Origin of the sequence: Streptomyces sp. NPDC042638 (genome assembly GCF_040647235.1) — a bacterium.
Classification (GTDB): Bacteria; Actinomycetota; Actinomycetes; order Streptomycetales; family Streptomycetaceae; genus Streptomyces; species Streptomyces rameus.
In genome coordinates, this window is sequence record NZ_JBEZBT010000001.1 from 167,078 (window position 1) to 180,047 (window position 12,970).

Genomic DNA, 12,970 nt, shown 5'->3' on the forward strand with positions numbered 1-12,970 from the left:
GAGTCCCGTGCATGTGCGGTACCGGTCGGGACACGGTCGGATTCCCCTCGTTCGCGGGCGCCCGGAGCCGGCCCCCGAACTCCTGGGAGGATGGGGGGGTGACTGGAACCCTTGTCCTGGCAGGTACCCCCATCGGCGACATCGCGGACGCGCCGCCCCGGCTGGCCGAGGAGCTGGCCGGCGCCGACGTGGTCGCCGCCGAGGACACCCGGCGGCTGCGCCGGCTCACCCAGGCGCTGGGCGTCACGCCCAAGGGCCGGGTGATCTCGTACTTCGAGGGCAACGAGTCCGCCCGCACCCCCGAACTGGTCGCGGAGCTGCTCGGCGGCGCGCGTGTGCTGCTGGTGACCGACGCCGGCATGCCCTCCGTCTCCGACCCCGGCTACCGGCTGGTGGCCGCCGCCGTGGAGCAGGACATCCGGGTCACCGCCGTGCCCGGGCCGTCCGCCGTGCTCACCGCGCTCGCCCTGTCCGGGCTGCCCGTCGACCGGTTCTGCTTCGAGGGGTTCCTGCCCCGCAAGGCCGGCGAACGGCTGTCCCGGCTGCGCGAGGTCGCGGCCGAGCGGCGCACCCTCGTCTACTTCGAGGCCCCGCACCGGCTCGACGACACCCTCGCCGCCATGGCCGAGGTCTTCGGCGCCGACCGCCGGGCCGCCGTCTGCCGCGAGCTGACCAAGACCTACGAGGAGGTACGGCGCGGTCCGCTGGCCGAGCTGGCGCGGTGGGCCGCGGAGGGTGTGCGCGGGGAGATCACGGTCGTCGTCGAGGGCGCGCCCGAGACCGGGCCCGAGGAACTGGACGCCGCGGAGCTGGTCCGCCGGGTGCGGGTGCGGGAGGAGGCCGGCGAGCGCCGCAAGGAGGCCATCGCGGCGGTGGCGGCGGACGCCGGGCTGCCGAAGCGGGTGGTGTTCGACGCGGTGGTCGAGGCCAAGAACGCGGCCGGCTGAGCGCGCCGCGAACCCGGCCGGCTGAGCGCGCCGCCGGACCGGGCGCGCCGCCGCGGGCCTGCGCGAACGCACCTCCTGAGCGCGGCGCGCCTCGGCTGAGCACGCGCCCCATGGCCGGGCAAAAGGCTGACGCGCAAGGCAAAGCCCACGCTTCCCAGCCGCGGCGGTTTGGCAAGCAGAGTCCAAAACGTCTCCAACACTCGACAGGCCTGATGCGTTCGCGCGGACGGAGGCGTCCACTGGTCGAAGGGACGCACCCGTCCATCAGGGACGCACCCGTGCAACAGGGAGCTGGCATGAGTGACACAGCAGGACGCACCGGCCTCCGCGGTACTGCCACAGCCGTCGTTCACGAGTCGTACTCGTTCGCCTGCATGCGCTGCGGGCACGGCTGGGAGCAGTCGTACGAGATAGAGCACCACACCGACGCCGAGGGGACGCAGTTCGTGCTCTACGTGGCCGACGGCCGGGTCGTGCCGTCGCCGCTGAGCCGGCCGAACTGCCAGAACTGCGACGGCCACGTCATACGCATCATGCGCGCGGGCCAGGTCTCCTCGGTGCGCAGCGTGGCCGAACGGCAGCACCACCCCGCGCCGCAGGCCGGTCCGGTCGAGGCGCCGCAGCTGCCCGCGCCGGCCATGGATCCGCGCAAGGCCGAACCGTCCAGGGAAACGCACCACTGGCACCTGCACCTGTCCGATCTCCTGCACCCGTTCCAGCGCAAGGCGGGCTGAGAGCGGCACCGCCCCCCGACGGCATGCCCCTTTCGTAGGATCGGGGCATGCCTTCGAACGCCGGCCCGAGCCCCAAGGGCGACGACAAGAACGCGGCACCGCCGCTCCCGGCCCCCCTGCGGGTGCCCGTCGCCGACTCCCACACCCACCTCGACATGCAGTCCGGCACGGTGGAGGAGGGCCTGGCGAAGGCCGCTTCGGTGGGCGTCACGACGGTCGTCCAGGTCGGCTGCGACATCAAGGGCTCGCGGTGGGCCGCCGAGACCGCCGCCGCCCACGACGGCGTCCACGCCACCGTCGCCCTGCACCCCAACGAGGCCCCGCGCATCGTCCACGGCGACCCCGACGGCTGGTCCCGGCAGGGCGCCCGCGCGCCGGGCGGCGACGCGGCCCTGGACGAGGCCCTCGCCGAGATCGACCGGCTGGCCGGGCTGCCGCAGGTCAAGGGCGTCGGCGAGACGGGCCTGGACCACTTCCGCACCGGTCCCGAGGGCAAGGCCGCGCAGGAGCGCTCCTTCCGTGCCCACATCGAGATCGCCAAGCGGCACGGCAAGGCGCTCGTGATCCACGACCGCGACGCCCACGCCGACGTGCTGCGGATCCTGAAGGAGGAGGGAGCCCCCGAGCGCACCGTCTTCCACTGCTACTCCGGCGACGCCGAGATGGCCGGGATCTGCGCCCGCGCGGGCTACTTCATGTCCTTCGCCGGCAACGTCACCTTCAAGAACGCCCAGAACCTGCGGGACGCCCTCGCCGTCGCCCCGCTGGAACTGGTCCTCGTGGAGACCGACGCGCCCTTCCTGACCCCGGCGCCGTACCGCGGACGGCCCAACGCGCCGTATCTCATTCCGGTCACGGTCCGCGCGATGGCCGCCGTGCGCGGCGTCGACGAGGACGTGCTGGCGACGGCGCTGGGCGCGAACACCGCCCGCGCCTTCGATTACTGAGAGTGCATCGATCGTAACCAGCCGATAACGCCCGGTGCGGTCCGGCCCGGATCTCGCCGCTACGGTGCGTGGTCGCGCCGCTTTGGAGAGTGACCGGTGCTCCGCTAGGTTCTGGGCCCGATCCGGACCCCTCTGGCCTTCGGGCCCTCTGGAGCGTGTCGGCGTGAGCAACTCCCAGTACGAGACCTTCGCGGCGTACGGCCCCTACGCCGCGCCACCGGGCGGCGCGTGGCCCGGCCTGCACGACGCGGAGACGGTGGGGTACGGGGTGCCGGCGTACGCCGGGGCTCCGCGTGAGGCGGCCGGCCCCGACGGCGCGGCGCACCAGGCGGCGCACGGGGAGTACGGGGAGCACGGGGGGTACGCGCCGTACACGGGCTACGGGGACACCTACCGGCCCGCGTACGAGACCAGGGCGTACGAGACCAGGGCGTTTGCGCAGATGCCGGAGCACCCGCCGGTGACGGAGCCGGTGCTGCCCCGCCAGAGCGGGAGCGCGCCGGTGGCGGGAGAGACGCGCGAGCGCGGCCCGCACGCCGTGGACGCGGGGACGGGCGACAGCGTGGACGCCGCGGACACGTGGACGGACGAGCGGGACGCGCAGGCCGAACCGGCCGGGCGGGCCGCGCGCCGGCGCCGGTCGCGGTACGCCGAACGCCCGGACTCCGCCGTGCGCCGCCTGCTGCCGCAGGCGCTGGTCGTGGCCTTCCTCGCCGGCGGCACCACCGCCTTCGTCGCCAAGGACAAGGCCATCGAGCTGGACGTCGACGGCAGGCCGCGCACCCTGCACACCTTCGCCGACGACGTCGGCGAACTGCTCTCCGAGCAGGGCGTGCGCACCGGGGCGCACGACACCATCGCGCCCTCCCCGGACGCGGCGCTCGCCAGCGGCGACGCGGTCGCGGTGCGGTACGGGCGCCCCGTACGGCTCACGCTGGACGGCCGCCGGCACGAGGTGTGGACGACGGCGCACACCGTGGAGGACGCGCTGGAGGAGCTGGGGGTGCGCGCCGAGGGCGCCTACCTGTCCACCGCCCGCTCACAGCCCATCGGGCGCGCCGGCCTCGCGCTCGACGTGCGCACCGAGCGCGCGGTGACGGTGATGGCGGACGGCCGGGCCCGTACCGTCCGCACCAACGCGGCCACCGTCCGGGAGGCCATCGAGGAGGCCGGGATCACCCTGCACGGCCAGGACACCACCTCCGTCGCGCCGGACAGCTTTCCGCGCGACGGGCAGACGGTGACCGTGCTGCGGGTGAGCGGCAGACGGGAGATCCGCGAGGAGCAGATCCCGTTCGAGGTCGAGCGGTCCGAGGACCCGTCGCTGTTCAAGGGCACCGAGGTCGTCGCCCGGCCCGGCCGGCCCGGCCTGCGCCGCATCACCTATCTCGTGCGCACGGTCAACGGGGTCGGGCAGAAACCGCGCTGGGAGAAGACCGAGGTGGTGCGCAGCCCGCGCAAGCAGATGGTGAAGGTGGGCACCAAGCCGCGGCCCACCTCCGTGCAGGGTGCCGACGACCTGAACTGGCACGGGCTCGCCGTGTGCGAGTCCGGCGGCCGGGCGAACGCGGTCGACCCCTCGGGGACGTACGGCGGGCTGTACCAGTTCGACACGCGCACCTGGCACAGCCTGGGCGGCAGCGGGCGCCCCCAGGACGCACCCGCCGAGGAGCAGACGTACCGCGCGAAGAAGCTGTACATGAGCCGCGGCACGACCCCCTGGCCGCACTGCGGGGCGCGCCTGCGCACGTAGGCGCCGGGCGTGCACGACCGGGCGGGCGGCGCGGCGCCGGGCCGTGCGGGTGTACGGGTGTCCGGGCGGGGCGTGGGGCGGGGCCGGGCGTGGGGCGGGCCCGGGGCGGGGCCGGGCGTGGGCGGAAGGCGTGGTGGCGGCCCCGTACCCTTGTCCCGTGAGCAGCCCCCTCCCCGACGCCCTCCTCGGCCCCGCCGACATCCGTGAGCTCGCGGCAGCGCTCGGTGTCCGTCCCACCAAGCAGCGCGGCCAGAACTTCGTGATCGACGCCAACACGGTCCGCCGTATCGTCCGCACCGCCGAGGTGCGCGCCGACGACGTGGTCGTCGAGGTCGGCCCGGGGCTCGGCTCGCTCACCCTCGCACTGCTGGAGGTCGCCGACCGGGTCACCGCCGTCGAGATCGACGACGTCCTGGCCGCCGCGCTGCCCGCCACCATCGCCGCGCGCATGCCGGAGCGGGCCGGCCGGTTCGCGCTGGTCCACTCCGACGCGATGCACGTCGACGAGCTGCCCGGCCCCGCCCCGACCGCCCTGGTGGCGAACCTGCCGTACAACGTCGCCGTGCCCGTGCTACTGCACATGCTCGACACCTTCCCGACCATCGAGCGGACGCTGGTGATGGTCCAGGCCGAGGTCGCCGACCGGCTCGCCGCCGCACCCGGCTCGAAGGTGTACGGCGTGCCGTCCGTGAAGGCCAACTGGTACGCGGAGGTGAAGCGGGCCGGTTCCATCGGCCGCAACGTCTTCTGGCCCGCGCCGAACGTCGACAGCGGGCTGGTCTCCCTCGTCCGCCGCACGGAACCGATCAAGACCACCGCTTCCCGGCGTGAGGTGTTCGCGGTGGTCGACGCGGCCTTCGCCCAGCGCCGCAAGACGCTGCGGGCGGCGCTCGCCGGCTGGGCCGGGTCCGCGGTGGCGGCCGAGGCGGCCCTGGTCGCGGCCGGGGTCTCGCCGCAGGCGCGCGGGGAGTCACTGACGGTCGAGGAGTTCGCTCGCATCTCCGAGCACAGGCACGCGCACGAGGGGACGGGCGAGTGAGCGTCACGGTCAGGGTTCCGGCCAAGGTCAACGTCCAGCTCGCCGTGGGCGCGGCGCGGTCCGACGGTTTCCACGGCCTGGCGAACGTCTTCCTCGCCGTCGGGCTGTACGACGAGGTCACCGTGACCCCGGCCGACGAGCTGCGGGTGACCTGCGCGGGCCCGGACGCCGACCAGGTCCCCCTGGACCGCACCAACCTCGCCGCGCGCGCGGCCCTCGCCCTCGCCGGGCGCCGGGGCGTCGAACCGGCCGTGCACATCCACATCGACAAGGACATCCCGGTCGCCGGCGGCATGGCGGGCGGCAGCGCGGACGGCGCGGGCGCGCTCCTCGCCTGCGACGCGCTCTGGGGCACCGGCGCCTCCCGCGCGGAACTCCTCGCGATCTGCGCCGAGCTGGGCAGCGACGTGCCGTTCAGCCTGGTCGGCGGCGCGGCCCTCGGGGTCGGGCGCGGCGAGCGGCTGACGCCCCTGGAGGTCGGCGGCACCTTCCACTGGGTGTTCGCGATGGCCGCGCGCGGGCTGTCCACCCCTGCGGTCTTCCGTGAGTTCGACCGGCTGGCGCAGGGGCGGGACATCCCGGAGCCGGTGGCTTCCGCCGAGCTGCTGGAGGCGCTGGCGAAGGGGGACGCGGACGCGCTGGCGGCGGCCACGTCCAACGATCTTCAGCCTGCCGCGCTGTCCCTGTTCCCCGAGCTGGCGGACACGCTGGCGGCCGGGCGGGGGGCCGGTGCGCTCACCGCGCTGGTTTCCGGGTCCGGGCCGACGACCGCGTTTCTCGCGCGGGACGCCGAGTCGGCGGAGAAGGTGGCCGAGGCTCTCCGGTCCTCCGGCACCTGCCGCACGGTACGGACGGCGGCGGCGCCGGTGCCGGGAGCGACGGTCCTCTAGGGGTCAGAGCGCGTCGATGGCGGTCAGGTCGATGTCGATCACGTAAGGGGCGCCGACCTTGACGCGGTCACGATGCATGCCCGTGTGGATGTACGCCTTGGTGAGCGGGTCGAGTTCGTAGACGTGGACGACGGGGTGGCCACTCGTTCCGTTCTCCTCGACCCGCCAGAAGTTCGGGATTCCGGCGGCGGCGTACTTCTGCGGCTTGGTCGTGCGGTCACGGGACTCCGAGTCGGGGGAGACCACCTCGACGGCGAGGAGAACGTCCCCGGCCTCATAGCGCGTCTGGCCGGGCCCGGTGATCGCATCGGCACGGATCACGCTCACATCGGGTTCCGGCCCATTGCGGTTGTCGAGGATGACGGTCATCTCCCGGCTGACTCTGAACTCGACGGGCAGCCCCCCGCGCAGGCCGTTGACCAAGAGGTCGATCACGTTGGCGTGAAAGCGGCGCTGCGGACTCACGAAAACCAGGCTCCCGTCGATCAGCTCGGTGTGCGGCGGGAGATCCGGCAGCGTGAACAGGTCGTCCACGGTGTATCCGTCCTGGGGCGGCACCGGCCACTGCGGCACTCGGTGCTCTGCGGACTCGGCGGTCATGGTTCCTCCCATGGACGGGATCCTGCTGCCTGTCCACCACGGTAGCGGTCCGTTCCCGACCAGGTCATCACAATGAGTGACGGCACCCTCCCGCTCCGCCCCCCACCGCCGAGGCCCTACGCTAGAAGGCTGACCCACGCGGCGGAGCCGCACGTCGATACCGCCCCCCGCACAGGAGTGAAATGGCCGTCAACCTGGTCAATGTCGAGAACGTCAGCAAGGTCTACGGCACCCGTGCCCTGCTGGACGGCGTCTCGCTCGGTGTGTCGGAGGGGGACCGGATCGGGGTCGTCGGGCGCAACGGCGACGGCAAGACCACCCTCATCCGGATGCTCGCCAAGCTGGAGGAGGCCGACACCGGGCGGGTCACCCACTCGGGCGGGCTGCGCATCGGCGTGCTCACGCAGCACGACTCCCTCGACCCCGCCGCGACCGTCCGTCACGAGGTCATCGGTGACATGGCGGACCACGAGTGGGCCGGCAACGCCAAGGTCAGGGACGTGCTGACCGGACTGTTCGGCGGGCTGGACCTGCCGGGCTTCCCGAAGGGGCTGGACACCGTCATCGGGCCGCTGTCCGGTGGCGAGCGCCGCCGTATCGCGCTCGCCAAGCTGCTCATCGAGGAACAGGACCTGATCGTCCTGGACGAGCCGACCAACCACCTCGACGTCGAGGGCATCGCCTGGCTCGCCCGGCACCTGCAGAACCGGCGCTCGGCGCTGGTGTGCGTGACGCACGACCGGTGGTTCCTGGACCAGGTCTGCACGCGCATGTGGGACGTGCAGCGCGGCGACGTGTACGAGTACGAGGGCGGTTACTCGGACTACGTCTTCGCGCGCGCGGAGCGCGAGCGGATCGCCGCCACGGAGGAGGCCAAGCGGCAGAACCTGGTCCGCAAGGAGCTGGCCTGGCTGCGGCGCGGCGCGCCCGCGCGGACGTCCAAGCCGCGCTTCCGCGTCGAGGCCGCCAACGAGCTGATCGCGGACGTGCCGCCGCCCCGGGACAGCAGCGAGCTGATGAAGTTCGCGTCCTCGCGCCTGGGCAAGACGGTTTTCGACCTGGAGGACGTCACCGTCCAGGCCGGCCCCAAGGTGCTGCTCAAGCACGTCACCTGGCAGCTCGGGCCCGGTGACCGGATCGGTCTGGTCGGCGTGAACGGCGCCGGGAAGACCTCGCTACTGCGCGCCATGGCCGTGGCCGCGCGCACCGAGGGCGAGGAGCAGCCGGCGGGCGGCCGTGTCGCCGTCGGCAGGACCGTGAAGCTCGCCTACCTCTCCCAGGAGGTCGCCGAACTCGACCCGGCCCTGCGGGTCCTGGAGGCGGTGCAGCAGGTCCGGGAGCGCGTCGACCTCGGCAAGGGGCGCGAGATGACGGCCGGGCAGCTGTGCGAGACGTTCGGCTTCAACAAGGAGAAGCAGTGGACCCCGGTCGGCGACCTCTCCGGTGGTGAGCGGCGGCGGCTGCAGCTGCTGCGGCTCCTCATGGACGAGCCCAACGTCCTCTTCCTGGACGAGCCCACCAACGACCTCGACATCGAGACCCTCACCCAGCTGGAGGACGTCCTCGACGGCTGGCCCGGCTCGATGATCGTCATCTCCCACGACCGGTTCTTCGTGGAGCGCACGACGGACCGGGTGTTCGCCCTCCTCGGCGACGGCGCCCTGCGGATGCTCCCCCGCGGGATCGACGAATACCTGGAGCGGCGCCGGGGCATGGAGGAGGCCGTGGCCGCGCAGTCCGCCGCGGCGGCGCCCAGGCCGGCCACCACGGAGAGGAGCGCCGCCGACCAGCGCGCCGCGAAGAAGGAACTCCAGAAGATCGAGCGCCAGTTGGACAAGGTCTCCGAGAAGGAGGCCCAACTGCACTCCCGGATCGCCGACAACGCCACCGACTTCGCGAAGGTGGCCGAACTGGACGCCCAGTTGCGGGATCTCGCGGGGGAGCGCGAGGAACTGGAGCTGCGCTGGCTGGAGCTGGCGGAGGACGCCTGACGGGAAAGCGCACGCCCTTGTGCGGTCGAGGGCGTGCGCTTCGTCGTGCGGGGGGAGCGCGGGCGGCGTGTTCCGGCCGCGCGCAAGGCCGTTGCGTGCGCCGCGTGAAGGGGGCGTGAAGGCGCGTAACGGCGATATCACGGGCCGGTTCTCCCTTGGGAACAGCGGTGGCCGCGGCCCCGTGGACTGTCGGTGACGGGTGATAGAAAGAGCCGTCTGAGAACGGTCTGAGAACGACCTTGGGTCTGTCACGAACCTCAGGGCGTGGCTAAAAATCAGTGAACGAGGGGGAAGAGCGCTGATGACTCAGCCGCCCAACCAGCCGCCGCACGGCGGCTTCGGAGCGCCGCAGGACCAGCCGCCGCAGCCCGCAGGCTTCGGCGCCCCGCAGTCTCCACCGGCGGCGCCACCGGCACAGGGCGGCTTCGGCGCTCCCCAGACCCCGCCGGCGCAAGGCGCTTTCGGCGCGCCCCAGCCGCCCGCCGGCCCCCCGCAGCAGCCCCAGCCGGGCTACGGCTACCCCCAGCAGCCCCAGCCGGGCTACGGCTACCCGCAGCAGCCGGGCCCGTACGCCGGCACCGCGGGCCCCTACGGCCAACCGCAGCAGCCGGGCCCGTACGGCGCCCCGCAGCCCGGCTACGGTTACCCGCAGCAGCCGCCGTACCCGGGCATGCCCGGCACCGCGCCCGGCGGCCCCGCCGGCGGCGGGCCGGCCTCCCGGAAGAGGACGGCGCTGATCATCGGCGGCGCGGTGGCCGCGCTGCTCGTCGTCGGCGGCACGGTGTTCGCGGTCACCGGCGGTGACGGCGGCGGCACGAAGAAGCCCGTCGCCCGACACAGCGACGACCCCACGCAGTCGGTCAGCGCCTCGCCCACGGCCTCCGGCGGCGGTGAGGACCCGGACCACCTCAACGAGGGGCGCCAGGCCGGTGAGGCCAAGGTGCTCTGGTACAAGCCGGCGCCGGACGCCCCGGCGTCCGGCGCCGACGCGCCCGGCATGTGGGTCAGCGGCGACACGGCGGTGAAGGCGGCGTACAAGCAGGTCTTCGCCTTCCACGCCGGGGACGGCGGCACCGCCTGGGGCCCGCTCACCTTCCCGCAGAAGATCTGTGCGGCCACCACCCGGAAGTCGGCCGACGACAAGATCGTCGTGGCGTACATGAACAGCGCCGGCGACCACGCCAAGTGCAACCAGCTCCAGCAGATCGACCTGCGCACCGGCGAGAAGGGCTGGAGCGGCGAGGTCGCCGACGGCGGCCTGTTCGACAGCGCCCTCACCATCGAACTGACGGTGAGCGGCAGGACGCTGATGGTGGGCCGTTCGCAGTCCGGCACGGCGTACGACATCGACAGCGGCAAGAAGCTGTACGACAAGAAGCGGTACGGCGAGGCGTGCTTCCCGGCCGCCTTCGCGGGCGGCACCGGCCGGCTGATCCAGGTGGCCTCCTGCGCCGTCGGCACCTCCGGCGAGCACGAGGAGCTCCAGGAGCTGGACCCGGCCACCGGCAAGGTGCGCTGGACCCAGAAGGTCAAGAAGGGCTGGGAGGTGAGCCGGACGTACTCGGTCGACCCGCTCGTCGTCTACCTGACCAACCGCGAGAAGAAGGTCTGGAACATCTCCACCTTCACCAAGGACGGCAAGTTCCGTTCGCAGGTCAGGGTGAACGAGAAGTTCGCCCCGCGCTGCGGCTGGGCGGTCCTCGAACGCGAGCTACAGGGCTGCCAGGGTGTCGCGGTCGACGCCGACACCCTCTACCTGCCCACCGACTCCACCATCAGCGCCAACGAGATCGTCGCGATCGGCCTCTCCGACGGCAGGGAGAAGTGGCGGGTCAAGGCCCCGGGGAACCGGCCGATGACGCCGGTGAAGGTTGAGGGCGGCAAACTCATCGCGTACGCGCAGCCGTCGTACGACACGGGCGGCCAGGTGGTGTCGGTTCCGGTCACCGGCTCCTCCCACACGACGACCGGCCTGCTGCGGAACCCCAAGGGTGCCGCCGGTGCCGAGAACGCCTTCTACGACGGTGTCGTCGACTTCACCGGCGGCCGGCTCTTCATCTCCTCGGGCCGGCTGTCCGGCGACGACGACTCGAAGGAGAAGCTGATCATGGCCTTCGGCAACTGAGCCCGGCGCACCGCCCGGCCCCGACCCGCCCTCAGCCCCGTCCCCCGAGCCGGCGCCGCCGTCCGGCCGTCCGAGCGTCACCGAGGTACCCGCGCCATGACCCAGCCGCCCCCGCCGCCCCCGAACCAGCCCCCGCAGCCGCCGAGCCAGCCTCCGCAGCCCCCGAACCAGCCCCCGCAGCCGGGCTACGGCTACCCCCAGGCCCCGCCCGCGCAGCCCCAGCCCCCGCAGCCCGGTTACGGCTATCCCGGCGCGCAGCACAACCCGTACGCCCAGCCGCCGGCCCCGCCCCACCCCGCCCAGCAGCCGCCGGGGTACAACGCCCAGCAGCCCCCCGGCTTCGGCGCCCAGCCGCACAACCCCTACGCCCAGCCCGTGCAGGGGGCGCAGCCGGGGTACGGCTACCCGGGCCAGGGGCTGCCGCCGACCGTGGCGGCCACGCCCGGGGCCGGCACCGGCGGCGGACGGAACAACACCGTGCTGTTCATCGTCGTCGCGGCGGTCGTCGCCATCGCGCTGATCATCGGCGGCGGCATCTGGTACGCCGGCTCCTCCGGGGGTGATGGCAAAAACCCCGACACGGCCTCCTCCAGCGGCGGTTCGAACGGCACGGGCCGCTCCGGGGGGACGGCCGGCGGTGGCGGCAAGGAGAAGACGCCGGACGACCCGGCCGCCAAGGTGCTCTTCCAGGTGCCGCTGCCCCAGGCGGAGGACACGGTCTTCACCGCGGGCTCGTGGCTGACGGACACGGTGTACGCCAAGACCGGCGTCGCGGAGATCGTCGGCTACGACCCGGCCAAGGGCACCAGGATGTGGACGCTCAAGCTGCCCGGCCCCGTCTGCGCGGCCAGCAGCCACGCCGACGAGAACGGCCGGACGGCGATCGCCTTCCAGCCGAAGATGCCCGCGAAGGGTTCCTCCGCGGGCTGCAGCCAGATCGCGGCGATCGACCTCACCGCGGGGAAGAAGCTGTGGACGAAGACGGTCAACTCCGGTGACGTCCCGCTCAACTTCCAGAACGTGACGGTCGCTCAGGGCACCGTCGCGGTCGGCAGCCTCGAAGGCGGCGCCGCGTTCGACATCGCGTCCGGCAAGGTGCTCTGGCAGCCGAAGACGGACGACACCTGCTTCGACGAGGGGTACGGCGGCGGCGCCCGGCTGGTCGCGGTGCGGCGGTGCGGCACGTACGACAACCGGCAGCTGCACATCCAGACCATCGACCCGAAGAGCGGGAAGGTGATCTCCGAGTACAGGATGCCCGACGGGGTCGACTACTCCGCCGTCGTCTCCACCGACCCGCTGGTGGTCTCGGGCAGCAGTACCAACGTCTCGGACTACTTCTCCATCGACAACCGGACCGGCAAGCTGCTCGCCCGTATCTCCGCGCCCAAGGACACGTACGGGGGCCGCTGCAGCGGTCTCACCCAGATCGACGGCTGCAGGCAGGTCGTCGCCGGCAACGGCAGGCTGTACCTGACGACCGAGGCGCTCGACGGCAAGGGCACGTACGCCAAGACCAACGAGATCGTCGCCTTCGACCTGAAGACCGGCAAGCCGACCGGCCAGCGGGCCGAGGCCGGGGACGGCTACATGCTCTCCCCGCTGCGCATGGACGGTGCCAACCTGCTCGCCTACAAGGCGCCGCCGTACAACAAGGGCGGTCAGATCGTCAGCATCGACGGCGGTTCGTTCAAGACGACGAAGCTGCTGGAGAACCCCGCCACACGGAGCGTGCACGAGGGGGAGACCAGCCTGCTGCCGGAGTACGCGGAGATCCTCTTCGGCGGCGGCCGCCTCTACATGTCGGCCGTGTACGCCCACAAGTCCAGTCCGTACACCAAGGAGTACCTGGTGATGGCGTTCGGCACGGACGGCTGACGCGCGGCCGCCGACGCCCTCACCGGTGTCGCCCGAATGAGTGACTTGCCGAGAAGTGCCCCGGAT

The 12,970-nt window shown here is 72.9% G+C and carries 10 protein-coding genes; 9 read left to right on the forward strand and 1 reads right to left on the reverse strand.

Annotated features, from left to right (window positions below; genetic code table 11):
* Positions 1-98 precede the first annotated feature (98 nt).
* From rsmI to AB0B40_RS00790, 6 genes are all read left to right on the forward strand, one after another.
* A complete protein-coding gene (rsmI, locus tag AB0B40_RS00765) occupies positions 99-947 on the forward strand; it encodes a 16S rRNA (cytidine(1402)-2'-O)-methyltransferase (protein ID WP_345056307.1) in 849 nt (282 codons plus the stop codon).
* 296 nt (positions 948-1,243) lie between these two features.
* The gene (locus tag AB0B40_RS00770) at positions 1,244-1,681 is read left to right on the forward strand and encodes a hypothetical protein (protein WP_345056305.1); all 438 of its coding nucleotides are present in this window, start codon (positions 1,244-1,246) and stop codon (positions 1,679-1,681) included.
* A 47-nt stretch (positions 1,682-1,728) separates the two neighbouring features.
* The gene (locus tag AB0B40_RS00775; protein WP_345056304.1) at positions 1,729-2,628 is read left to right on the forward strand and encodes a TatD family hydrolase; all 900 of its coding nucleotides are present in this window, start codon (positions 1,729-1,731) and stop codon (positions 2,626-2,628) included.
* 163 nt (positions 2,629-2,791) lie between these two features.
* Positions 2,792-4,381, forward strand: coding sequence for a ubiquitin-like domain-containing protein (locus AB0B40_RS00780; RefSeq protein WP_345056302.1), 1,590 nt, complete (start codon positions 2,792-2,794; stop codon positions 4,379-4,381).
* A gap of 157 nt (positions 4,382-4,538) precedes the next feature.
* A complete protein-coding gene (gene rsmA, locus AB0B40_RS00785) occupies positions 4,539-5,420 on the forward strand; it encodes a 16S rRNA (adenine(1518)-N(6)/adenine(1519)-N(6))-dimethyltransferase RsmA (RefSeq protein ID WP_362261808.1) in 882 nt (293 codons plus the stop codon).
* The gene (locus tag AB0B40_RS00790; RefSeq protein WP_362261811.1) at positions 5,417-6,310 is read left to right on the forward strand and encodes a 4-(cytidine 5'-diphospho)-2-C-methyl-D-erythritol kinase; all 894 of its coding nucleotides are present in this window, start codon (positions 5,417-5,419) and stop codon (positions 6,308-6,310) included. Before rsmA ends, AB0B40_RS00790 begins: the two co-directional genes overlap by 4 nt.
* A gap of 3 nt (positions 6,311-6,313) precedes the next feature.
* Here AB0B40_RS00790 and AB0B40_RS00795 read toward each other — a convergent pair whose 3' ends face one another.
* Positions 6,314-6,922: a Uma2 family endonuclease gene (locus AB0B40_RS00795; protein WP_345056296.1), complete on the reverse strand. Its 609-nt coding sequence runs from the start codon at positions 6,920-6,922 to the stop codon at positions 6,314-6,316.
* A gap of 170 nt (positions 6,923-7,092) precedes the next feature.
* On the opposite strand from AB0B40_RS00795, the gene AB0B40_RS00800 reads away from it, so the two are divergent.
* The 3 genes from AB0B40_RS00800 to AB0B40_RS00810 all read left to right on the forward strand — a co-directional run bounded on the left by AB0B40_RS00800 (position 7,093) and on the right by AB0B40_RS00810 (position 12,904).
* Complete coding sequence (locus AB0B40_RS00800; protein WP_345056294.1) at positions 7,093-8,901, forward strand: ABC-F family ATP-binding cassette domain-containing protein; 1,809 nt, start codon at positions 7,093-7,095, stop codon at positions 8,899-8,901.
* 301 nt (positions 8,902-9,202) lie between these two features.
* Positions 9,203-11,026: a PQQ-binding-like beta-propeller repeat protein gene (locus AB0B40_RS00805; protein WP_362261816.1), complete on the forward strand. Its 1,824-nt coding sequence runs from the start codon at positions 9,203-9,205 to the stop codon at positions 11,024-11,026.
* A gap of 96 nt (positions 11,027-11,122) precedes the next feature.
* Positions 11,123-12,904, forward strand: coding sequence for a PQQ-binding-like beta-propeller repeat protein (locus AB0B40_RS00810; protein WP_362261818.1), 1,782 nt, complete (start codon positions 11,123-11,125; stop codon positions 12,902-12,904).
* Positions 12,905-12,970 lie beyond the last annotated feature (66 nt).